Raw genomic sequence first — 24,034 nt, 5'->3', positions numbered from 1 at the left:
CAGCCAGTAACATGCCCTTATAGGGCTAGAGCAAACCACCCGTTTTACGGGTGGTCATGATTATATATTTGATTTTACCTATAATACCAAATAAAATTGACTTAACTTTATAACACAAAAAATATATGCTATGCATGGTATAATATAAATTAGAGATAAAGAAAAAATAAGGGAAGGGATGAGAGATTGAATAAAATAGATAAAAATAATAGTATAGTGATATTTTTAAAGTTGTTATTATTTATGTCCATAACCACATTTTTATGTAGTAGTGTGCTATCATTATTTTTCGGACCTATAAGGCAAAATACTAGTGGAAAAATATCATTTGTCATTACATTTAGTTTATTCTATAGCCTATTTGCAACGGGTCATTATAAAAAGCATAGGCTAGAAATTCCATGTGGAGAAAATAATGAAGAAATGATTTTTAAAATAGAAAAGGTTATGAAAGATAGTCATTGGTCTATTATAAAAAGAGATGAAAAGCAAATAGTGTTTAAATCCTCTCTATTTAAAACAATTTGGAGAGAATATTTAACTATTAATATAAATGAAAAAAATTTGGAGATAATAGGGTATAAACAGTTTTTAGAGCATTTAAAAGTGGAAATAGGATTAAAAAAGAAACCAAAAAAAATATACAAGATTATTGCGATAGCTTCACTTATATTAATGCTATTCCTACCTAATATAATTACCAGCATAAATAGAAACAAGAAATATAAAAGTTACGATGTAGCTTTAGAGACAGCAATTAAATCCAGAGTTGGTGACGAAAATTATGGGAAAGTTGTTAAGCTTTTAGAAAAAAATGCTGGAGATAAATCCATTGTAGTTTTAAAATCAAAACTTCCCTTTTTTAAAGAAGGAAAGATAACTGACGGAGTGTGTATTGTAAAAATAACAGAAAAAAGTGGCAAGTATAAGTATTTAGCAACACCTTTTTTTGTGTTAGATTATGAAGGGGAATTAAATGCACCTTACGCATTGGTTGAGGGAGTAATTGAAATGGATAAAGATACAAAGATTTATTATGGAATAGGTAAAATCATGGATAGTTCCTACCAGTTAGTTACAGAGAATAAAAATTATAAGGAAATAAACAGAGCAGAAGATAATATATTTATAATTTTGGATAATAAAAAATATGAAGAAATTGAGTTTGAAAAATACCTTAAATTTTAGAATACTTTAAAGTACTTACAAACTGTGCAACTTCATTACGCTATTAATTGGGAAAGTAAGATTATAATAAGAATTTTATAGCAAGGAAACAGAAAAGGTTTGGTTAAATCCAAATCTTTTCTGTTTTTGTATACTAAATATTTGAACAAAGGCTAAAAAATTAAATTTTGGAGCAATTTTGTTAAATGACCCCAAATAGTGCTGGTGCTATAATTTTATTAAAGGAGGGAGTTATATGTCAAATACATCTACTAATACCAATACCAACGTATCAACAAATTTAGCCTCTACCAAAGACTTGAAAAGAGTACTTGGTAGAAAGGAACTATTGTCCATAGCAATTGGACAAACAATCGGTTCAGGGGTTTTTGCACTTACGGGGGTTGCTATAGGGATGACGGGGAGATCTACTAGTTTGGCAATGCTTATAGCGGCAATATTTACATTAGCCATGACTGTACCTATGATATTTGTAAGTGGAACCATAAGAATGAGAGGGGGATTTTACACTCAACTGGCACTTTTATCTCATAAGGCATTTTCAGGATTTTTTATAATTATTCACATCTTAGCTTGGTCCGCACTATCTATGTATGCAATTAGTTTTGCAGATTATACCTTTGCTTTAATACCAGGAATTAATAAGACCTTAGTGGCATTTGTGGTATTAACAGTTATATATTTAGTAAACCTATTTGGAATGGAAGGAGCTTCTAAGCTTCAAACTTTAATGACAGTAATTATGACCATTGCAATTGTGGTTTTCTCAGCCTTTGGAATAGGTAAGATCCAACCAGGTTTCTTTAGTCCACCGGATTTTATGACTAACGGAGTTTCAGGTTTATTTGCAGCTGGGGCACTGCTTACTTGGGCTATTGGGGGAGCTAATGTTGTAATACATCTTGGAGCTGAAGCTAAAAACCCAACTAGAGACATCCCATTTGCAGTTATTGCAGGTACATTAATTGTTGCTATTTTCTATGCATTTATGTCAACTGTTGCGTCAGGGGTATTACCAGTTTCAGAGGTAGCTGGACAACCATTGACTCTTGTGGCTGAAAAAGTTTTATCAAAACCATTATATGTGTTGTTTGTAGTTGGTGGAGCTATGTTTGCGTTAATTACTACCTTAAATGCTTGTTTTGGATGGGTTACTAAACCTATATTACAAGCTAGTGTAGATGGATGGTTACCAAAAGGTCTTGGAGCATTAAATAAATATAAAACTCCATACATCATATTAACTCTTTTATATATAGAAAGTTTGATTCCAATATTTTTTAGATTTAATGTATCAACCATTGGAAACATGGCCGTTATTTTAAACAATTTATTCTTTGCTATAGTATGTTATTCAGCAATAAATCTTCCTAAGGTACTTCCAGATTTGTGGGCAAAATCAAAATATCATGTTTCTTACAAGGTACTTGCCTTCTTTAGTATTTTAGGTGCCATATCTACTATTGCACAGATATGGCTATTGGTTGGAGTTCTTACGCCAGCAGAATTTATAGGAAATGGAGCTGTTGCTATCTTTGCTATGGGCTATTCAGTACTAAGGTTAAAATCTGGAAAGGTAAATATGGAAGTAAGTTACGAAGAAGCATAGTTAAAAGATGTAATGATGAAGGGAGAAAAAGTTATGAAAGATTATAAAAATTTACTTAGTCCTATAAAAGTAGGAGCACTAACTTTAAGAAACAGAATTGAGGCTGCTCCTAGTAATACAGGAAATGGAACATTCGAGGGTTTTTTAACACCAGAAAGTATTGGATATTTTGAACTAAAAGCTAAGGGTGGGGCTGCTATTGTAACTATAGGTGAAAGCAATGTGCATACTAAAACTGGTGTAGCTCACGGAAGAATGCCTTGTCTTGATAATCCTGATATTTTACCATCACTTATAAGAACTACGGATGCAATTCATAGGCACGGAGCCTTTGCCTCTATACAATTGCTTCATCCGGGAAGAAGAGCTAATAAAGACTATTATAATGGTGCAGTATATGGTCCAAGTGCAGGAGAGCCTTTATTTGGAGGGCCTATTGTGGAAATGAGCGAAGAGGTTATACAGGAAGTGGTTGAAGCCTTTGGAGATGCTGCAGAAATGGCAAAGCTAGGCGGATGCGACATGGTAATGATTCATGGTGCCCACGGATGGCTTTTACATCAATTCCTATCCCCACTTAACAACCACCGTACTGATAGATTTGGGGGGAGCTTAGAAAATCGTGCTAGAATTTCATTAATGGTTATAGATAATATTAGAAAGAAGTGTGGTCCAGATTTTCCAATTGAGTTCCGTTTAAGTGGTTCTGAACACGTAGAGGGTGGCTTAACGATTAATGACATGGTAGAGTTTGCAAAATTAATTGATGGCAAGGTGGATATAATTCATGTTTCCAGCTGTACTTTCCATAATCCTGCAACTAATACTCATATGTTCCCATCACCTTTCCATGAGCGTGGAATTAACGTACCTTTAGCAGCAGAAATAAAAAAGGTAGTTAAAACACCAGTGGCTGTAGTTGGGGGAATAAACGATCCTGAACTTATGGAAGAAATAATTTCTAGTGGAAAGGCAGATATAGTTGCACTAGGAAGACCACTACTTGCTGACCCTTACTTACCTAAGAAACTTATAGCGAAAAAAGAAGAAGATGTAAGCCCATGTGTACGTTGTTTAGTTTGTTTAAGTGGAGATTTTGTTCCATATATAAAATATCCAATTAGAAGCTTAAAATGCTCTGTTAACCCAATTATAGGAAGAGAGCAGGAAGCTATGGTTGCAAAGCCACCAGTGGATAAAAAGAAAGTACTGATAATTGGTGGGGGACCTGCAGGTATGCAAGCAGCAATTACTGCTTCAGATAGGGGACATGAGGTTATACTTTGTGAGAAAAATGATTCTTTAGGAGGAACAATAAACCTTATAGAAAATATAGATTTTAAAGAAGATCTTAAAAAATTTAAGGATGTACTTATTAAAAGAGTTAATGAAAGAGCAATTAGGGTTATACTAAATACTGAAGTAACAGAAGAAGTTATAGAACATTTAGCACCAGATATTGTAGTGGCAGCCATTGGAGCGGAGCCAATTATACCAAAGATACCAGGAATGGATTGTAAAAATGTAATAACAGCTATAGAAGTTACGGAAAAAATCCATGATATAGGGGAAAACGTGGTTATTATTGGCGGCGGATTAATGGGTTGTGAAGAAGCTTTAAACCTAGCACAAAAGGGTAAAAAGATTACAGTGGTAGAAATGAGACCAGATGTGATTATAGACGGAGCATATTTATATAGGGAAGCATTGATGATAGAAATGAAAAAATGGCCTATAGAACTTATAACTAACACTCAATGCAAAGCTATAAATGATAGAGGTGTAATTGCTTTAGATAAAGATGGTAATGAAATTCAATATGAAGGAGATACCATTATAATAGCCACTGGTTTAAAATCAAAAGCATCTCAAGTGGATGCTCTAAGAAAATATAATCTAGAATTTTATAATATTGGAGATAGCCTTAAACCTAGAAAGGTACTGGAAGCTGTAAGAAGTGGCTACGATATTGGCATGACAATTTAATTCTCTTTTTAACCGAGTGTAATCTTCAATTATACTCGGTTTTTTAAAGTTTACACTAATAAGGTTTAGATAGTCTATGATATAATAATAGTAATATAATGGTAATATAATACAAAATAAAGTTCTAAAAAACAGTAGTGGGGTGATTATAATGGACAAGTCTATTACAGAAATAAACAGAGAATTTGATATTCCAAACACTTTTAGACGTTATAATGGCTACCTAAAGAAAGGTAATTATGAATTTTACTGTCAGGAGTTTGCGTATAGTGCTATATATGGAAATTTAAATCTAGGTAGATTAAGCTACATTTTGGAGTTGCTTAATCTAGACAAACTTCCACAAATACTGTTTCTGGTTAGGCTTGATGATTGCCATGATATTTATAATTGTTTTCCTAGGTTTTCAATTTACCCCCAAAAGATAAGCGTCATTAATCAATTGGAAAAATCTTTGAAAGATCAGGATATACAAGGAGTGGTGGCTTCTTTTCTTGGGAGAGACACTATTGGAGCATTCCTATGTTTTCAAGAGGAAAGGGATACAAATCGACATCGGAAACAATTAAAAGATTTATCTCAATCTTTAATTGATGATGTTAAAAAATTCGCCAATCAAAGTATATCAATTGGCATTAGTGACTTTTGTGAAAATATCAATCAATTTCCTAGGGCCTATTCTCAATGTCAGAAAGCTTTTGAGAATAATTTTAGTAAAGGGAGAGGGACATATACCTTTTATGATGAGGTGGAAGAAGTACATATTTTGTTGCGTAAAGAAGACATGGATAGTTTTGCCACAAAAATTATTTTTCATATTGATAATCTGAATTCTAAAGGATATATTGGAGTAATACATGAAATGATTAATCATATTTGTGATACAAACACTTCTTCTGTTGACGCTCGTATGCATATGGTTAAGCTAATTGATCATGTATCAAATTACTATATTGACCAAGGAATAGAAAAAGAAAAAATTGACCACATAAGTATAGTAGCAATGAAGGATATTCTCAATAGCAATTTTATTAGCTCAATAGAACAGATTATAATTGCATTTTGTGGAGAAATTATGAAAAGTACCATGATAATACATCAAAACATCCATGAGAAAATGCGATTATTTGCAGATGAATGTATAAAAAAGTATTATAATGATTGTGATTTTAATTTAGCAAAAGCAGCTAAGTTATGTAATTATAGCCCTTATTATTTTGGGAGGTTATTTAAAGATTTGTTTGGCGTATCCTTTAATCAACATTTAACTAATTACCGCATTGAAAAGTCAAAGGAACTTTTAACACAAAGTCAATTATCCGTAGAAGATATAGCTTTTCAATTAGGGTTTTGTAGCGTTAGTTATTTTTGTACTGTATTTAAAAGGACAATGGGCTTAACTCCAAAACAATATGTGAAAGACAATGCTTAGTTTAAATTGAAGGGTTCCTTACAATATTTTTACCAACCTCTATTTACAAGAGAAGCACCTGAAATCTATAAAGATCAATTGGTTTAAGGAATTTTATAAATAATAAAAAGTTTTTTAAAATCAGCTGGTAAAAAAATAGAGGGATGTAGCATTTACAAGGGTTTATGTGGTATCATTAGAATAACAAATGCCCATTTTACAGCTGTTGAACCTTAACATAGGATGTATTTAAATCTCTCCTTATAGTAACTTATACCACATGCTACCATCGTTGAACCTTAACATAGGATGTATTTAAATTTTTCCGTCATATCCCCAATACCATTAACCCAAACGTTGAACCTTAACATAGGATGTATTTAAATATTAAAGGAGAACTGCTAAAAACTGAATTGATAACGTTGAACCTTAACATAGGATGTATTTAAATTAAAAAGGCATTTGCTTTGCTAAAACAGGGAATTGAGTTGAACCTTAACATAGGATGTATTTAAATTTTAACTTGTCGATACAATTAGGATCAGCAGTTAAGGTTGAACCTTAACATAGGATGTATTTAAATTTAAATAAAAATATATTAAAGGAAACAGCTTAAAAGTTGAACCTTAACATAGGATGTATTTAAATGACATAATTCATATACGTAAAAAGTTTTCAGTAAATGTTGAACCTTAACATAGGATGTATTTAAATAGGCATTTTTTGCACCGTACAATTGCTGTAATTGGGTTGAACCTTAACATAGGATGTATTTAAATAAACATGGTGCTGGAAAACATTAAATACAGAGCGGTTGAACCTTAACATAGGATGTATTTAAATCTATTATGGATATAAAGTTGCAATAAACCTTGTACGTTGAACCTTAACATAGGATGTATTTAAATCAAAACTTTAAGTGAAGTAAAATTTCTGATATAAGTTGAACCTTAACATAGGATGTATTTAAATCAGATAGTAAATTTAATAGTTAGCAAAGACAAAAATGTTGAACCTTAACATAGGATGTATTTAAATAAAGGTAAAAATGAGAGTTGTAGCAGAGAGTAAAAGTTGAACCTTAACATAGGATGTATTTAAATTCGCTCACTCACACTCGGATTAGCTTATTTAGTTTTAGTTGAACCTTAACATAGGATGTATTTAAATAGGACATTCATTCCATTTACTAAGAATACAGATAAAGTTGAACCTTAACATAAGATGTATTTAAATCTGTTAAATCAAACATCTAAGATACTTGGAGTATCTGTTGAACCTTAACATAAGATCTATTTAAATCAGTCTGAAAAATGTGGTTGTGATGCAACCCTTTTTTTATTAATTTCATAGAAGAAAAAAACTATGTTTGGTGACATTTTTATGATTAGAATTGTCACCTCTAAAATTTATATAAAATTAAAGTCATTCCTTCGACAAAAAGGAGGAAAAAATAGAACTAAATAGAAATTATGATTAAAGGGGGTGAGACATTGAAGGTTACTGAATTAATTTTAAAGGTTTATTTAATTAAAGACATAAGCTATCAAGATTCGCTCAGTTCAATAGCAAAGATAGTAGATAAAAGTCTTTTGAGAGAAGAGGCATATGCAAATTTTCATGAAAAAAATACATATAAAAATTATGTTTATACATCTTTATATCCTTTAGAAAAAACTAAAATATATAGAGCTGGTAAAATATATACAATTCAGTTAAGGACAGTTGATGAAAACTTAGCTAATTATTTTCAGAGGAATTTAGTGAATGAATATAGTGATGAAATTAAAGTATTAACAATTGATAAAAAAATAATTCCTCAAAGATATATAGAAAAAATATATAGTATTACTCCAGCAGTGGCTAAGTTTCCAAATGGATACTGGAGAAAAAATGAGACTTTAGAAAGTTATGAAAAAAGACTAAAGGAAAACTTAATTAAGAAATATAATAAATTCTTTAACGAAACAATTAATGAAGAATTTGAATTTATAACATTTTTAAATTTTGAAAATATGAAACCGATTTCAATGAATTATAAAAACATACGCATGTTGGGAGATAAACTTACCGTAAACATTGCTGAAAATAGTATGGCCCAGGAATTAGCGCATTTTGCATTAGGAGCAGGAATACTTGAAATGAATTCAAGGGGATATGGATTTGTCAATTATAAGTGGCTTTAGGGAGGTGAGTAAGTGTTAGCTGATGTTATAAAGACTTTTGAAAAAGAGTACAGGAATAAGGGCGAAAATTACATAATAGATTCTTATATTCCATCAGATGGAGAGTATGTAATTGTTGAACCTTTAGAAGATGATTTTAGAATATTAGAAAAGGTTATTATTAAGCAAGATAAAAAGACCAGGGAAATTGATAAAACTAACCAATATTTTGATTTTATATGTAAAGCAGATTATATGAGTAAATATATAGACTCTAATAAGGCTATAGCTGATAAAAATATACATAGTAATAATTACTTAACGTTCTTTGTAAAAAAAGAAAATATCCATAATGGAAAAATAACCAATATAATCATAGAAAATTATTATAAAATATTGAAAAATCCATTAACTAAGTATAGTAAAGCAAATGCTAAAAAACTTTTTCAAGAAATAGAAAAAAAGAATGGTAAGTCTGATGAGAGAAAAATAGACAGAATTGAAAGTTGGATTAAAAACAATATATATAATTTGGTAGAGAAAGATAGTAAGGACAAATCATATTTAAAAATATTTTTTAAATATGATTTAGAAGAATATAAAAAAGAAAGTGAAAAATATATACTTACAAATATCTATAATAGCAACGATTTTAATGTGATTATAGATGGACAAATTTTTGGCCTTCCAAATGATAACATGGGTTTAAACGCAAAAAAACCATATCTAGAAAATAAGAGCAGAAAAACGCAGGTACCTTATTTATTATCTCAAGAAGAAGTTTTAATGCAAAAAAGGCTTTTTGATTATTTAATGACCCAAGTATCGATTGGAAATATAAATATCTACCTAAATGAAGATAAAATAAAGGCATTACCAAATGATGAAACACTAGATGAAGATTTTTCAGGTTATTATTTAAGGATTAAAAAGGGCAAAGAAGTAGAGATTCATGACTTTGATACTATAGGGCTCTATGCCCCTAAAATTAAGCCTATGAAGTTGAGGAATGTACTGGAGCTTGAAAAATCTAGACTGGAATATACATCAATAAATAGCATAAAAGGTATGAAAAATATAATAAACGAAGTGTTTTTTAGTAAATTTTTAATGGCAAATTATTTTACAGAAGCGAAAGATTTAAGTATAAAAGATAATTGTTTAAAAAGAAATTTGTTAATATCAAGAACAACTCTTTTTAGTTGGTTCTATAAAGGTAATAAAAACAATGTATGGAAAATTTTAAACTTCAGTAGTTTAGATTTAATAAAGGGTTCAATAAACAATGGATATTTGTTAAAAGCTAGTGAACAGTTTAACTTAAGATGCTCATTGTCAAACTATTTTCAAGGAGGAGATAATATGGCAGATGTTTTAATGGATGTGAAAAATTCATTAAGAGAAAAAATAAATAAAAATGACACGGAATTTATAGAAAATGATAAAGAATACTACTTTGCCGTAGGGCAATTGGTTAATTATTTTATTTCATTAAGTAAGGGAAAAAACAAAGTACATTCTCTTGCTAATCCAATTATTAATGCAAAATCAGATGAAAGAATAAAAGATGAATTAAGAAGAATGTATAAGAAATACAATTACACAATAAATACTTCAAATAGAAGGTTTAGAAATTTGTTTGCCATGGTTTCAGCTTATGAACCAGAAACAAAAATTGAAGAAGATTTAATCATAGCGGGATACTTACATAGCAGTTTAATATATGAGAAGTCAGAGAAGGAGGAAAAATAAAATGAATAAGAGAGTATATGGAGTGTTGGGGATAGCTTCAAGGATGAGCAATTGGAATGCAGATTTTACTGGATATCCTAAAACAACATCAGCGGGAGACGTGTTTGGAAGCGACAAAGCATTTAAATATCCTATGAAGAAGATGTGGGAGCAGCAAGGAGAAAAGGTTTTATATATAAAATCTGTAAGACTACAAGAAAATAAAAAGGGGGAAATTGAACTTTTACCAAGATCCTTGAAAGAAAGATATGAATATATTTTTAATGAAGAAGATTTAAAGAAAAATAAAGATAGTAAAAAAATTTTATTAAATTTATTTAGTGCTATAGACGTTAAAAACTTTGGTGCTACTTTTGCTGAGGAAGGAAATAACATTTCCATAACTGGAGCAGTTCAAATTGGACAGGGATTTAATAGATATGATGAAACTAACGCAGAAGAACAACAAATTCTTTCACCTTTTAGAGATGCAGCAAAAAAGGAAGGGAAAAATGAAGAGGAAGATGCTAAATCATCTACTTTAGGAACTAAAATAGTTAGTAACGAGGCGCATTACTTTTATCCTTTTGCTATAAACCCATCTACATATGATCAATTTAAGGAACTAGGAGTAACAGAAGGTTATACAGAAGAAGATTATAAAAAATTTAAAGAAGCTTCAATGGTAGCAGCTACATCATATAGTACCAATTCAAAAATTGGATGCGAAAATGAATTTGCTTTATTTGTAGAAACAGAATCTGATTTATATTTACCTGATTTATCTCAATATATAGATTTTGAGAAGGATGATAATAAGAGTACCATAACCTTAAAATGTGATGAATTACTAAATACACTAAAAGATAGAATTTATAATGTAGAAATATACTATAATCCATATACCATAGAAGTTTTAGCGAATATAGAGAAAGCTAAGAAGTTTAACATTTTTACTAAAGAAGAGGTGTAAGAATGGATGCTTTAAAATTTACTTTAAGTGGGAGGACAGCTTTTTTTAAGAAGCCTGATGTGAATACCTATTATTATTTCACTTATGGTAATATTCATAAAGTAGCTTTACTTGGGATATTAGGAGCTATAAATGGGTATAAAGGTTACAATGATCAGCAGCAGAATAAAAATCAAGTATATCCTGAATTTTATGAGAATCTTAAAGATATTAAGCTAGGTATAGTGCCTAGAAATGATAAAGGGTATATACCTAAAAAGATTCAAGTTTTTAATAACTCTGTAGGTTACGCTTCAAAAGAGCAAGGGGGAAACCTTATAGTAAAGGAACAATGGCTAGAAGAACCTAAATGGGATATATATATACTTATTCAGGGAGAAATTGAGAAGGAATTAGCAGAGAGAATGAAAAAGTTGAAGTTTAAGTATATACCTTATTTAGGAAAGAATGATCACATAGCTAATATTACAAATATAGATATTATTAAGAATGTAGAAAAATCAACAAATGTATATAATATAGACAGTTTATTTATAAAGGAAAATTTTAAATTTATTGAACATGAAGATGATTTTGATGATATGGATGAAGAATATGTTCCCATATATAAATATGAAGAAATGTTACCAATAACCTTAGATAAAGAAACTAACAAATACAATTTAGGAACCTTTATATACACTAATTCAAAGGTGAATTGTGTAAAAGATTCATTAGTGTATAAATGTAATGAAAAAACAATATTTTTCTTTTAAATGTAGGAGGGTCAACCCTCCTTTTTATTAAATAAATAGGAGGTAGTTATGTATTTTCATGGAGTAGAGAAATTTGATTTAGAAAAATTTATAATAAATAGCGAAAAAATATATGCTCATATTGATGGAAATAAAAAAGAAACATTGAAAGAGCATATTGATTTATCATTAAAATATTTCTATAAAATCATTGAAAAAAAGAAATTAGACAATGTATTTTTAAATTTTGAAAATGTATTAGTAAGTAAACTTTCTGATAAAGGGAAAAAATTATATAAAGAAATGATGCTTAATACTGTGTATATGCATGATATAGGAAAGATTAATTGTAATTTTCAATATGTAAAAATGAATAATAAGGAATTTAAAGGGGATGAAGGATTAGAAGTAAATAACTCAAAACATTCCATGCTTTCTTCATTGATATACATGAATCAATATTTTAATAAAATAAAAGAACATGAAATTAAAAACGAACAAAATATTTTAAGATTATTTATGGTGATAAACTCTTATATAATATCTAAACATCATGGAGCGTTAGATAGTTTAAATGAGTTTAGGGAAAAGTTTTTAAATTGTGATGGAGAAGGAAAAAAACTATATACGGAACAACTGATAATTTTCAATAAAACATATAATGAAAAAATAATATTTAATGAAAAAAATCAACTTTTAGATAGAGTCTTTAATTCAATTGAAAAGACATTAGATGAATACGAAAAAGAAAACAATGAAATATCTATATGTTTTTATATTTATGAAAGATTTTTAACCTCTATTTTATTAGCTTGTGATTACTACTCCACCTCCGAATTTAAAAATGAAAAAGAAATAGATGATTTTGGAGAAATAGAGGATATTGGAATATTCTATAAAGTATTTAAAGATACAGAAATTTATAAGGGTATAAGAAAGTATGAAGAAGAAAGTTATGGTAAAATTCAAGACTTTAAAGATGTAGATAATATCAATATATTAAGAAATGAGATGTTTCTTGATGCAGAGAAAAATTTTATTAAAAACATAGACAAAAATATATTTTATTTAGAGGCACCAACAGGAAGTGGTAAAAGTAATGTAAGTTTAAACTTGAGCTTTAAAACCATAGAAAATTCAAAAGAGGCAAATAAGATATTTTATGTATACCCATTTAATACTTTGGTGGAACAAAATATTAAAACTTTAGAAAAGATTTTTAAAAATAGTAGTGTTATGGAAGATATAGCTATAATAAATTCCGTTGTACCAATTAAAACAAAAATAAAAAATGAAATGAAAATAGAAGAAATAGATAAAAATGAAGATAGTGATGTTATAAATGTAAATTATGAAGAAGCTCTTCTTCATAGACAATTCTTGCACTACCCCATGGTTTTAACTACCCATGTAAGTATATTTAATTATTTATTTGGAACTTCCAAGGATAACTTATTTCCACTGGTTCAAATGGCAAATAGCATTGTAATATTGGATGAAATACAAAGCTATAAAAATAGCATATGGAAAGAGATAATAACTTTTTTAAAATATTATTCTGAGATTTTAAATATCAAGTTTATAATAATGTCAGCTACATTACCAAATTTAAATAAGCTTATAGACAGTGAAATCGAAACAGTAAATTTAATAAACCACAGGGAAAAATATTTTACCAATCCTATATTTAAAAATAGGGTAGAATTAGATTTTTCATTACTAGAAATTGAATCAGATATTCAAGATAAGTTATTTGATCATGTTATTGAAAGTTCCAGGAAAACAGAAGGTAACATATTAATAGAATTTATAAAAAAGAAAAGCGCTATGGATTTTTTCAATAAGCTAAAAGAGCATAATGAATTATTAGAGGATAGTGAAAAGAAGGATATAGAGCTTATGACAGGAGATGATAATAGCATAGATAGAAATGCTATTATTAATAAAATCCATAGCAATAAAAACATTATACTAGTAGCTACTCAAGTAATAGAAGCAGGTGTAGATATTGATATGGATATAGGATATAAGGATATATCTATGCTAGACTCCGAGGAACAATTTTTAGGAAGAATCAATCGTTCTTGTAAAAAAACAGGGTGCAAAGTATATTTCTTTGATTTAGACTCTGCAGCTAATATCTATAAAAATGACGTTAGAAAAGAAAAAAATATAAATCTAAGATCTACGCATATAAGAGAAATACTTATTAATAAAAATTTTGAAGAATTTTATAGCTATGTACTAGAAGAACTGAATAAGAAGGCAAATAAATATGATGATAAGAATTTTAAGGAGTTTATAAACAATAGCATAAACAAATTAAATTTCAGAGAAGTGGAAGAGAGGATGAAGCTTATAGATGAACGTTATGAGTACAATGTATTTTTAAATAGAAGAATAGATTTAGAAAATGGTGAAATTTTAGAAGGAGAAAAAGTTTGGAGTGACTACATTGATTTATTAAAAAATAATAAATTAAGCTATGCAGAAAAGAAGGTTAAACTATCTGAAATTTCATCAAAATTAAATTATTTTTTGTATAAAATAAATAAAAATGACTTTACTTATGAGGATAGGATTGGGGATATATATTATATACCTAATGGAGAAAATTATTTTTTGAATGGTAAATTTAATAGGGAAAATTTTAATAAAGGTATTGGAGATTTTATATAGGAGGTAACATGAAAGTTAATGGTACACTAATGAACTATTACTTCCATTGCAAAAGGCAATGTTGGCTTCATGGTAATAGAATTAATTTAGAAGATAATAGTGAAGATGTAAAAATAGGAAAAGCTATTCATGAGGTTAAGAGTGAAAAAAATAAGGAAACAGAAATAAGTATAGATAACATAAAAATAGACAAGCTTACAAAAGAATATTTAACGGAAGTAAAAAAATCAGATGCAGATATAGAGTCGGCTAAGTGGCAATTATTATTATATTTAAAAGTATTAAGGGACAAAGGAATAGAGAGAAAAGGTAAACTTGAGTTTGTAGAAAAAAATAAAAGCAAAAGCACAATTATTATAGAATTAGATGATGAAAAATTATTAAAAGTAGAAGAAATAACAAAGGCTATAGAAAATTTATTATTGCAAGAATATGCACCAGAGGTTATCAACGAACCTAAGTGTAAAAAGTGTGCATATTTTGAATATTGCTATATTTAGGAGGATGGCCATGGGGAGTACTAGATATATAACCTCTATGGGGGAGCTTACAAGAAAAGATAATTCTTTATGTTTTAGAAAAGACAATAAAAATGTTTATATACCAATAGAAAATACAAAAGAAATTTACTGTATGTCAGAGATAAGTATAAATACTAAGCTTTTGGATTTTTTATCTCAAAATAATATAATAATGCATTTTTTTAATTACTATGGGGGATATAGCGGCACTTTTTATCCTAAAAATCAGTATAACAGTGGTAAATTACTTGTTAAACAGGTGGATGTTTACAACACTAAGAGGTTAGTAGTGGCAAAAGCTATAGTAGAAGCCATAGGGGAAAATATATATGAGGTTTTATATCATTATTATAAACACGGCAAAAAGGAAGTAAAAGAAACTATTGATTGGATAAAAAACAATATGAAAATAAATTTAAATAAGGCCAATGATATTAAACAGATAATGCAAGTGGAGGGTGAAGCTTGGCAAAGATTTTATGGAGAGTTTAAGAATATACTTCCAGAGGATTTTGTTATGAATAAGAGGGTAAAACGTCCACCAGATAATCCTATAAATGCGCTTATTTCCTTTGGAAACACCTTGTTGTATGGAAAAACAATAACTGCTATATATTATACTCATTTAGATCAAAGGATTAGCTTTCTTCATGAACCATCAGAAGGTAGATTTTCTCTAAGTTTAGACATAAGTGAAGCTTTTAAGCCAATATTAGTTTATAAAACCATATTTGAATTAGTTAACAATAAAAGGCTACAGGTAGGAAAGCACTTTGATAAGAATCTTAACTATTGTTTATTAAATGAAGAAGGTAGAAAGATATTTATTACTGCCTTTGAAGAAAGGCTAGATAATATATTTCTTCATGAAAAACTTAAAAGAAAGATAAGCTATAGGGCTGCCATAAAACTAGATTGCTATAAGCTTATAAAATTTGTATTAGAAGATAAAGAATTTAAACCTTTCAGCTTAAAGGAGAAAATGTAAATGAGTAAAAATTTAAATTATAATTATGCTTTTCTTTTTTATGATGTTAAAGAAAAAAGAGTCAACAAAGTGTTTAAAGTATGTAAAAAATATTTATCTCACTTTCAAAAATCTGTGTTTAGAGGAGAGCTAACGCCATCTAAACTTATATTATTAAAGAAGGACTTAAATAAAATAATAGATGAAAATGAAGACTTTATATGCATTATAAAGTTAATGAATAATAATGTTTATGGTGAAGAGGTACTAGGAAACAGACAAAACAATACAGGAGAAGATCTTATATTATAAAAATTTTCCCAAGTGAATTTATAAATAAAACTTACATAAAGCTATATATATCAATGTTTTATATTGAGTTTCTCTCTGAAAGTTATATTATATGAAAATGCCTGGGAAAAATCTCGCGAAATGTAGTAAATACATAGAGTTATATGATGTTATAGAAATAAAGAAGGCCTATTTTACAGTGCTTGAACCTTAACATAGGATGTATTTAAATAATACTACCAACAAGGCTGATAAAATAGAATTAACCCTTGAACCTTAACATAGGATGTATTTAAATATGCATAGCGGAAGATATAAGAAAACCGTTATTAACTTGAACCTTAACATAGGATGTATTTAAATAATCTATTGTTTACTATTAAATTCTTTAAAGCATTACTTGAACCTTAACATAGGATGTATTTAAATAGAGAAGAATTTGAAAAGAAGATAAAAGGTAAAAACTTGAACCTTAACATAGGATGTATTTAAATATAGTAGTTGGTTATGTATATCAATATGGTTCTGGAACTTGAACCTTAACATAGGATGTATTTAAATAAAGTCTAACTTGATAAACAGCAGCGTATCTGAACTTGAACCTTAACATAGGATGTATTTAAATCACCCTCGGTTAAAGCATCTGTTCTAACTGCAAGTGCTTGAACCTTAACATAGGATGTATTTAAATTCTAAATAATCTGGTTCCCACGTTTCCTCTTCCCCTTGAACCTTAACATAGGATGTATTTAAATTTATAGACCTTACCCTATTAGTACTTATTTATTCTCTTGAACCTTAACATAGGATGTATTTAAATTATATGTGAAGGTAGCATGGTGAGAAAAGGAGATGCTTGAACCTTAACATAGGATGTATTTAAATGCATTCTTGCCTGTGTGCAAAGCGATGTTGGATTTACTTGAACCTTAACATAGGATGTATTTAAATAGCTACAGAAATATCTTGGCAAGGAAACCCATATGCTTGAACCTTAACATAGGATGTATTTAATCAGAGAACCAAAATTTTTGATTTGGTGTGAATCGCTTCCTCCTTCGAGAAAAGGAAAAGGAGTTACAGTGAATAAATATATGTTTAGTATTTCATTTTAGGAGATTTCTGTAATATTTAAAAAACTGATCATCTAACTAAATTGGTTTCTCAAATAGAGAGCTAAGTATATAATGACGTCGCTTCGAAAAAGGCGCTCCTACCATTATATACTTAGCTCTTTTAAGTTTCACAAATAGATTTGATAGATTAATAGACAAGAGATTTTTACACAAAAGATCAACACTTTTCCCAGCTGAATGAAGTAAAATAGACACGCTTTTGAATTCCTTTTCCGTCTTCTAAGAAGAATAGAGCATTATCAAATGTTACTTTTATTTTAACTTAAACTAATTAGGCTTTATTATTTTTGAGCGAACTGTAGATATAAAACCTAGGCTAAATACCATAAGCATTAAGAAATAAGCAATTAAGATCACTGTAGTTCCTTTTAAATGCCTTGTAAACATTCCTATTATGCTAGACCCTAAACTTACGAAACCTAGCGGGTAATGTTGAGATATGGCTGATATAAAAAGATTCCTACTGCTATCATCCACCAACTTAAATTGCCAAGTGTATAAGATAAATGAAATGCCCCACGCAATATTACCTAAAATAAAGCTTTTTACCGTAGACATATTTAAATTTCCGAACATTCTTCCCACACAAAACCAGAATACTATTCCACCACCATATATCCACAGAGACAATAAAATACTGCTTAAATTTAAATATAACTGATTGTCTCCTGTAATACCCACTGTTAATAATCTCTCAATAGAAAAACCTATTATAAAGGGTAAAAAGACTAGTATAGTTAACTTAAATTTATTGTTCATTTTCAATGACATATCGATTCCTCCTTTTAACTGTATCAATTAAAATAGTTATGTCACATTACTCTACTGTTCTAACTAAATTTAAGAAAAATGTGTACTATCAAAATCGAAGCATGTTATTCATCACTTAAAAGTTGTTTATATTTTTCTTCATTCCTATTCCAATTTAAAGGTAACATAACTGTAAATCCTATTAAACACCCAAAGAATATAGGTAAGTATTTTATTAATCTTTGAAAATCATCTCCTTGGACAACAATTATAATTATGATAGTTGCCCAATATGCTAATATAAATTTTATAAAACTAGCTAGCATATATTTAAATTTCCCTTTGCCTCTTTCTTTTTCCCAGCTTTTAATGAATTTTTCATCACGACTCACGGGATTTCCCTCCAATATTTTGATATTAATTCGTAATATCTATTTGTTTTGGCTGAATTTATAAGCCGTCTATCTTAACTACAAATACAGACTATGCTCATTTTATTTGATTCATACTTATATATTAACAAACTATGTATATTATTGCAAAGACTGGGAATGGTTTGTAAAGTTAAAATCATAAAAAATATATACTATGCATGGTATAATATAATTAGAGAGAAAAAAACAAGGGAGGAAATGAAAGGATGAGCAAGGAAGTAATACCAATAGACTGGATAGATGGTGATATAACACAAAAGATGGACTCAAGTATTTTAGAAGTAATGTTTGGTGAAGATTTAGAATGGGACAAAATTCATAATATAAAAAGTTATTCTTGTGGACAAAAACTAGAAGTAAATTATAATAATGGAGAAACTCATACATATACTAATTCTTTTGGATTATATACTAGAGAGTGAAATTTAATAAAATATTACTTTAATGATAGGGGAATGGGATTTGCATAAAATAGATAAAAATAATAGCATAGTGATATTTTTTAAAATATTAATTTCTATGCTTGTAATAACATTTTTGGGTATTGGCACACTAGCTTTATTTTTTCAATCTATAAGGGAAAATTTTAGTGGCAAAATGATATCTTTGCTTGCTTTTAGTTTCTCTTATAGTCTGTTTTCAATACATTATCATAAAGAAAACAGAATGGAAATTACATGTGAAGAAAAAAATGAAGAAATGCTGTCTAAAGTAGAAGATGCAATGAAAAAAATCCATTGGTCTATAGTAAGGAGAGATGAAAAACATATAATTTTTAAATCTTCTCTAATTAGAACCCTTTGGAGAGAATATTTAACTATAAATATAAATGAAAATGGTTTAGAAATAATAGGGGCTAAACAATTTTTGAGATGTTTAAAAGAAGAAATAGGATTAGAAAATAAAGCTAAAAGAATATATAGAAATCTTGCATTATCTTTAGTTATAGTAATAATGTACTTGCCTAATATAATGACTAAGGTAGATAGAAGACCAAAATATGAAAGTTACAGTTTGGCATTAGAAGCAGCTCTTAAGGCTAAGGCTGGCAGTATAAAAGAGGAAGAAGTTATTAAAATTCTAGAAAAGAAGATTGAAGATAAATCTATTCTTATTTTTAAAGCAAAGTCAAAGGTTAAAAGTGAACAATCAATTGATACCATATTTATTATTGAAATAACGAAAAAAAATAATAAATATACATATGAAGCAACACCAAGTATTAGCTTGGATTACTTTACCTCAAATAACGATGTGGATACAGAAACACCTTATTCATTAACCGAAGGTACAATTAAAATTAATGAAAGTAAAAATCTTTATTATGGAATAGGTAAAATCATGGATAGTTCCTATGAGTTAGTTACAGAGAATAAAAATTATAAAGAAATAAAGAGAGTAGATGATAATATATTTATAATTGTTGATGATAAAAAATATGAAAAAATTGAGTTTGAAAAAATAAAAGGAGGTATTATAAAGTGAAGCCTATTAGATTATTTAGAGATTTAAGATTGAAAAATGTGGAATTATTTAAGTTAAGAGAAGGTGTTTTGGGAAGCTTAATTTGCTATATGCTAATTGTGGATTTTAATAGAGAGAGTACCATAGAGGATTTTCCATATTTAAAGGGCCTTGGTAATGAAAGCGAATTTATTAAGAGTAACTTTATCAAGGTTTTAGTAGTATCAGGAAGTCCTATGGATAAGGAAAGAAAAAATGAAATAATAGAGATTGCCAGTGGATTTTTCGATAATAGCGGTGACTATGACTGGAATTTAGACTTTAAAATACTTAATGAAGAAGATTTAAAGGAAGAAAATGTAAGAAAATCCTTGGAAGTATTACTTAAAGAAGAATATGGACAAGACATAAACATATCAAATATTTCAATGGATAAATTTAACCATCTTTCGCAGGATTAAATAAAATTCCCTATCCCTATAATAATTTATGGGACAGGGAATTTTATTTAATATTTATAGCTTAAGTCGAGAGTGTAAAAAAGATTTATTAAGAGAATTTATTAGAGAAAACAATTTAACAACAGCTCGAGAGTTACAATTAGCATTAAAAGACTTATTTGCTGGTACACTTCAAGAAATGTTAGAGGCAGAGTTAGAGGATTATTTGGGTTATTCTAAGTATGATTACAAAAATAAAACAACTAAAAACAGTAGAAATGGAAGTTCTCCTAAAAAAGTAATTTCTGACTTTGGAGAAGTGGATATAGCAATTCCTAGAGACAGGCAAGGAGAATTTGAACCGAAGGCTGTTAAAAAGTATGAGAATGATATATCAGGTATAGAAGATAAGGTATTAGGAATGTATGCAAAGGGAATGACCACTAGAGATATTAGTGCACACCTAGAAGAAATATATGGTGTAGATGTTTCCCCTACGTTAATATCAAGGATTACAGATAAAATAACTCCTATAGCACAAGAATGGCAGAACAGACCATTGGACTCCATATACCCTATAATTTTTCTTGATGCTATACATTATAAATAAGATCCGATGGTAAGGTTATAAATAAAGCAGCATATATAATAATTGGTGTTACTATGCAAGGTTATAAAGAAGTTTTAGGCATATGGGTAGGTGAAAATGGAAGTGCTAAATATTGGCTAAGTGTCCTAACGGACTTGAAAAACAGAGGAGTAAAAGATATCTTCATAGCATCGATAGATGGTCTTACTGGATTTAAGGATGCCATAAAAGCTATATCCTAATACTGAAATTCAAAGGTGTGTAATACATCAAATTAGGAATTCTACTAAATACATACCTTGGAAAGATAGAAAAGAATTTTGCAATGATTTTAAGCTAGTATATTCAGCGTCAATTGAAGAAATGGCGTTGATAGAGCTTGATAAATTGAAATCTAAGTGGAATGATTCATATTCTATAGCAATTAATTCATGGGTTAATAATTGGGAAGATTTATCTACCTATTTTAGATATCCAGAAGAGATACGTAAACTAATTTATACTACAAATTCTATGGAAAGTTACAATAGGCAACTTAGAAAGGTAACTAAATCTAAGAGTATTTTTCCAACGGATGATTCCTTATTAAAGATGTTATACCTTGCAAGTCAAGATATAACCAAGAAGTGGACCCAAAACGTAAGAAACTGGGCATTGGTGCTAGCGCAGCTATCAATACATTTCGAAGAAAGATTTGATAGCACTGCAATTTAGAGCTTGTCTACCTACGCACCTACGGGCAAGCCAAAGGCTTTTTATTAATTGATGTATAAAATTTGAAAACAAGTATAAAATAGGGTTATAACTTATCCTGTTGTAACCCTAAATATAAATACATATAGTATATCCAAAGCATCAATTCATTTAGCTTTACACAAAATTATTTACAGACTCCTTAAGTCTACGCCAAAGAGTGCTGGGACTAATACATAGCCTGCCGTTGAACCTTAACATGAGGTGTATTTAAATTTAAATATTAAATTGCTTTCAAAATCTATGTTCTTGATATTAAGTCTATTTTTTATGAATAATGAGAAAAACACTTGATTCATCTACCTCTTGAATTTGATATTCATACCCTGATAAAGATCCAATCATTTTCAAATCCTTTGGAGTATACGTAATTGCTTTAAAACCGTCCTTACAAATTATAACCCCATCCTTTGTTTTATCTAAATCAAGCTCACCTAGCAAACCCTTCTCAGCCTGCTCTTTAAACCACATTAGTCTATACTCCCAAAATTTTTCACTGTAAGTGCTGAAATAAACCTTTCCACCAGTCACAACCATTCCCAAAATATTCTCAATGAAATCCGACGATGTGGCCTTCATTGAAGATAAACCGTTTTGCAGACAAAGTATTACATCGAACTTTTCTTCCAATGTAATATTATTTACGTCCATGGTTACAATTTCTGCATTGGGATTGTCCTTCAAATATTCCTTACCTAAGGAAACACTTTCATGGGAAATGTCAATACCAACAATTGATTTACAATTACCTGCCAATTCCTTTACAATACGCCCATAACCTGCACCTAATTCCAAAACTCTTTCACTGCCTGTCAGATTATTTCTAACAAAAGAGATTTCTGCATCTAAATACTGTTTTACTCTGGGGATTTTGGTTTCGTACACCTTAAACAGCTTTTGTGAATTTAGTTTTTGTGCATAATAATTCTTATCCATCATTAATAAGCCTCCTTTTATTTAAACGTTATTTAAGTCCTTTTATGATTTATATGATATCATATTTGTATTAGCTTTAGTTATATTAATAATGTACTTACCTATGGTTGCATATTATGGAATAGGTAAAATCATGGATAGTTCCTTAGTGAAGCCTATTAGATTATTTAGAGATTTAAGATTGAAAAATGTGGAATTATTTAAGTTAAGGGAAGGTGTTTTAGGAAGTTTAATTTGCTATATGCTAATTGTAGATTTTAATAGAGAGAGTACCATAGAGGACTTTCCATACTTAAAGGGCCTTGGTAATGAAAGCGAATTTATTAAGAGTAACTTTATCAAGGGTTTAGTAGTATCAGGCAGTCCTATCCATAAGGAAAGAAAAAATGAAATAGTAGAGATTGCCAGCGAATTTTTTGATAATAGTGGTGATTATGACTGGAATTTAGATTTTAAAATACTTAATGAAGAAGATTTAAAAGAGGAGAATGTAAGAAAAGCCTTAGAAGTATTACTTAAAGAAAAATATGGACAAGACATAAACCTATCAAATATATCAAAGGATAAAGTTAACCATCTTTCACAGGATTAAAAAAATTCCCTACCATGTAGTGGTTATTAAATTAAAGGCGTAAAATAGTTGCCATCCAGATAATGGATAGTAACTATTTTACGCTTATTTTTATAAGTTACTTGAATAAGTGTTTAATAATCTTTATGCAATACTTACGGGTTGAACCTTAACATAGGATGTATTTAAGCAGAGAACCCAAATTTTTGATTTGCTGTGAATGGCTTATTCCTTGGAGAGAAGGAGAAGGAGTTACATTAAGTAAATTTATGATTAATATTTTATTTTAGGAGATTTCTGTAATATGTAAAAAACTAATGATCTAATTAAATTGGTTTCTTAAATAGAGAGCTAAGTACATAATGACGTCGCTTCGAAAAAGGCGCTGCTACCATTATATACTTAGTTCTTTTACAGTTCACAAATAGATTTAATAGATAATAGATTAAAAGTTTTCCCAAGTGAGTGGAAAAAGCTATAACTTGGAAAGTTAGATATATCAATAATTTAGCATGTTTTTTTATGAATATTTAAGAAATATGAAATCATCTGGGAGAATTTTAAAAGAACCTAGCAAAATCAATACATTATATGATATCATATAAATAAAGAATGTTGATTTTACAGTGGTTGAACCTTAACATAAGATGTATTTAAATACCTTATTAAAGGAGATACCATTGAAAATGACTATGTTGAACCTTAA

At 29.0% G+C, this 24,034-nt stretch carries 19 protein-coding genes, 1 pseudogene and 3 CRISPR repeat arrays (1 of these 23 cut by a window edge); of the genes and pseudogenes, 17 read left to right on the top strand and 3 right to left on the bottom strand.

What is annotated here, in order from left to right:
* Positions 1-186: 186 nt before the first annotated feature.
* The 12 genes from ABDZ69_RS11060 (at position 187) to cas2 (ending at position 16,276) form a co-directional block, all read left to right on the top strand.
* The gene (locus tag ABDZ69_RS11060) at positions 187-1,188 is read left to right on the top strand and encodes a hypothetical protein (protein ID WP_343769541.1); all 1,002 of its coding nucleotides are present in this window, start codon (positions 187-189) and stop codon (positions 1,186-1,188) included.
* A 235-nt stretch (positions 1,189-1,423) separates the two neighbouring features.
* Positions 1,424-2,797: an APC family permease gene (locus ABDZ69_RS11055; protein ID WP_343769540.1), complete on the top strand. Its 1,374-nt coding sequence runs from the start codon at positions 1,424-1,426 to the stop codon at positions 2,795-2,797.
* A 33-nt stretch (positions 2,798-2,830) separates the two neighbouring features.
* Positions 2,831-4,783 (top strand): oxidoreductase, encoded by a 1,953-nt coding sequence (locus tag ABDZ69_RS11050; protein ID WP_343769538.1) that lies wholly within the window; start codon positions 2,831-2,833, stop codon positions 4,781-4,783.
* A gap of 151 nt (positions 4,784-4,934) precedes the next feature.
* Positions 4,935-6,215 (top strand): helix-turn-helix domain-containing protein, encoded by a 1,281-nt coding sequence (locus tag ABDZ69_RS11045; RefSeq protein ID WP_343769536.1) that lies wholly within the window; start codon positions 4,935-4,937, stop codon positions 6,213-6,215.
* Positions 6,216-6,419: 204 nt separating this feature from the next.
* Positions 6,420-7,496: a CRISPR direct-repeat array (repeat unit 30 nt; unit sequence GTTGAACCTTAACATAGGATGTATTTAAAT).
* 191 nt (positions 7,497-7,687) lie between these two features.
* Positions 7,688-8,380 (top strand): CRISPR-associated endoribonuclease Cas6, encoded by a 693-nt coding sequence (gene cas6, locus ABDZ69_RS11040; protein WP_343769535.1) that lies wholly within the window; start codon positions 7,688-7,690, stop codon positions 8,378-8,380.
* 12 nt (positions 8,381-8,392) lie between these two features.
* Complete coding sequence (gene cas8b / locus ABDZ69_RS11035; protein ID WP_343769534.1) at positions 8,393-10,111, top strand: type I-B CRISPR-associated protein Cas8b/Csh1; 1,719 nt, start codon at positions 8,393-8,395, stop codon at positions 10,109-10,111.
* 1 nt (position 10,112) lies between these two features.
* A complete protein-coding gene (locus ABDZ69_RS11030) occupies positions 10,113-11,063 on the top strand; it encodes a type I CRISPR-associated protein Cas7 (RefSeq protein ID WP_343769532.1) in 951 nt (316 codons plus the stop codon).
* Between the two features lie 2 nt (positions 11,064-11,065).
* Entirely contained in the window at positions 11,066-11,818 is a 753-nt protein-coding gene (gene cas5b / locus ABDZ69_RS11025; RefSeq protein WP_343769531.1) for a type I-B CRISPR-associated protein Cas5b, read from the top strand.
* A 48-nt stretch (positions 11,819-11,866) separates the two neighbouring features.
* A complete protein-coding gene (gene cas3, locus ABDZ69_RS11020) occupies positions 11,867-14,476 on the top strand; it encodes a CRISPR-associated helicase Cas3' (RefSeq protein WP_343769530.1) in 2,610 nt (869 codons plus the stop codon).
* 8 nt (positions 14,477-14,484) lie between these two features.
* Complete coding sequence (gene cas4, locus ABDZ69_RS11015; RefSeq protein ID WP_343769529.1) at positions 14,485-14,976, top strand: CRISPR-associated protein Cas4; 492 nt, start codon at positions 14,485-14,487, stop codon at positions 14,974-14,976.
* Positions 14,977-14,986: 10 nt separating this feature from the next.
* Positions 14,987-15,985: a type I-B CRISPR-associated endonuclease Cas1b gene (gene cas1b, locus ABDZ69_RS11010; RefSeq protein WP_343769528.1), complete on the top strand. Its 999-nt coding sequence runs from the start codon at positions 14,987-14,989 to the stop codon at positions 15,983-15,985.
* Entirely contained in the window at positions 15,986-16,276 is a 291-nt protein-coding gene (cas2, locus tag ABDZ69_RS11005) for a CRISPR-associated endonuclease Cas2 (protein ID WP_343769526.1), read from the top strand.
* Positions 16,277-16,457: 181 nt separating this feature from the next.
* Positions 16,458-17,271: a CRISPR direct-repeat array (repeat unit 30 nt; unit sequence CTTGAACCTTAACATAGGATGTATTTAAAT).
* Between the two features lie 387 nt (positions 17,272-17,658).
* On the opposite strand, the gene ABDZ69_RS11000 is transcribed toward cas2, so the two are convergent.
* The gene (locus tag ABDZ69_RS11000) at positions 17,659-18,162 is read right to left on the bottom strand and encodes a hypothetical protein (protein WP_343769524.1); all 504 of its coding nucleotides are present in this window, start codon (positions 18,160-18,162) and stop codon (positions 17,659-17,661) included.
* A 104-nt stretch (positions 18,163-18,266) separates the two neighbouring features.
* Positions 18,267-18,533 (bottom strand): hypothetical protein, encoded by a 267-nt coding sequence (locus tag ABDZ69_RS10995; RefSeq protein WP_343769523.1) that lies wholly within the window; start codon positions 18,531-18,533, stop codon positions 18,267-18,269.
* A 248-nt stretch (positions 18,534-18,781) separates the two neighbouring features.
* Here ABDZ69_RS10995 and ABDZ69_RS10990 point away from each other — a divergent pair, with 248 nt between their 5' ends.
* The 4 genes and pseudogenes from ABDZ69_RS10990 (at position 18,782) to ABDZ69_RS10975 (ending at position 21,782) form a co-directional block, all read left to right on the top strand.
* Complete coding sequence (locus tag ABDZ69_RS10990) at positions 18,782-18,997, top strand: hypothetical protein (protein ID WP_343769521.1); 216 nt, start codon at positions 18,782-18,784, stop codon at positions 18,995-18,997.
* Between the two features lie 40 nt (positions 18,998-19,037).
* Positions 19,038-20,060 (top strand): hypothetical protein, encoded by a 1,023-nt coding sequence (locus tag ABDZ69_RS10985; protein WP_343769519.1) that lies wholly within the window; start codon positions 19,038-19,040, stop codon positions 20,058-20,060.
* Positions 20,057-20,500: a hypothetical protein gene (locus ABDZ69_RS10980; RefSeq protein WP_343769518.1), complete on the top strand. Its 444-nt coding sequence runs from the start codon at positions 20,057-20,059 to the stop codon at positions 20,498-20,500. The genes ABDZ69_RS10985 and ABDZ69_RS10980 overlap by 4 nt, the downstream gene beginning before the upstream one ends.
* Positions 20,501-20,528: 28 nt before the next feature.
* A pseudogene (locus ABDZ69_RS10975) lies at positions 20,529-21,782 on the top strand (IS256 family transposase).
* Positions 21,783-22,082: 300 nt separating this feature from the next.
* On the opposite strand, the gene ABDZ69_RS10970 reads toward ABDZ69_RS10975, so the two are convergent.
* A complete protein-coding gene (locus ABDZ69_RS10970; protein ID WP_343769516.1) occupies positions 22,083-22,760 on the bottom strand; it encodes a class I SAM-dependent methyltransferase in 678 nt (225 codons plus the stop codon).
* 88 nt (positions 22,761-22,848) lie between these two features.
* Here ABDZ69_RS10970 and ABDZ69_RS10965 point away from each other — a divergent pair, with 88 nt between their 5' ends.
* Positions 22,849-23,349 (top strand): hypothetical protein, encoded by a 501-nt coding sequence (locus tag ABDZ69_RS10965; RefSeq protein ID WP_343769514.1) that lies wholly within the window; start codon positions 22,849-22,851, stop codon positions 23,347-23,349.
* Between the two features lie 608 nt (positions 23,350-23,957).
* Positions 23,958-24,034: direct repeats of the CRISPR family, unit length 30 nt; unit sequence GTTGAACCTTAACATAAGATGTATTTAAAT (it continues 2,055 nt past the right edge of the window).

Source organism: Clostridium malenominatum, from assembly GCF_039521365.1.
GTDB lineage: Bacteria > Bacillota > Clostridia > Clostridiales > Clostridiaceae > Clostridium_AW > Clostridium_AW malenominatum.
Note: the sequence above shows the minus strand (reverse complement) of the source record. Positions and strands in the feature narration are given on the sequence as shown.

Coding starts and splice junctions, on each gene's coding strand:
- ABDZ69_RS10990 (WP_343769521.1), top strand. CDS start 18,782: ATGAGCAAGGAAGTAATACCAATAGACTGGATAGATGGTGATATAACA.
- ABDZ69_RS11045 (WP_343769536.1), top strand. CDS start 4,935: ATGGACAAGTCTATTACAGAAATAAACAGAGAATTTGATATTCCAAAC.
- cas4 (WP_343769529.1), top strand. CDS start 14,485: ATGAAAGTTAATGGTACACTAATGAACTATTACTTCCATTGCAAAAGG.
- cas3 (WP_343769530.1), top strand. CDS start 11,867: ATGTATTTTCATGGAGTAGAGAAATTTGATTTAGAAAAATTTATAATA.
- ABDZ69_RS11000 (WP_343769524.1), bottom strand. CDS start 18,162: ATGTCATTGAAAATGAACAATAAATTTAAGTTAACTATACTAGTCTTT.
- ABDZ69_RS11050 (WP_343769538.1), top strand. CDS start 2,831: ATGAAAGATTATAAAAATTTACTTAGTCCTATAAAAGTAGGAGCACTA.
- cas5b (WP_343769531.1), top strand. CDS start 11,066: ATGGATGCTTTAAAATTTACTTTAAGTGGGAGGACAGCTTTTTTTAAG.
- ABDZ69_RS11030 (WP_343769532.1), top strand. CDS start 10,113: ATGAATAAGAGAGTATATGGAGTGTTGGGGATAGCTTCAAGGATGAGC.
- ABDZ69_RS10970 (WP_343769516.1), bottom strand. CDS start 22,760: ATGATGGATAAGAATTATTATGCACAAAAACTAAATTCACAAAAGCTG.
- cas2 (WP_343769526.1), top strand. CDS start 15,986: ATGAGTAAAAATTTAAATTATAATTATGCTTTTCTTTTTTATGATGTT.
- cas1b (WP_343769528.1), top strand. CDS start 14,987: ATGGGGAGTACTAGATATATAACCTCTATGGGGGAGCTTACAAGAAAA.
- ABDZ69_RS11055 (WP_343769540.1), top strand. CDS start 1,424: ATGTCAAATACATCTACTAATACCAATACCAACGTATCAACAAATTTA.
- ABDZ69_RS10965 (WP_343769514.1), top strand. CDS start 22,849: ATGTACTTACCTATGGTTGCATATTATGGAATAGGTAAAATCATGGAT.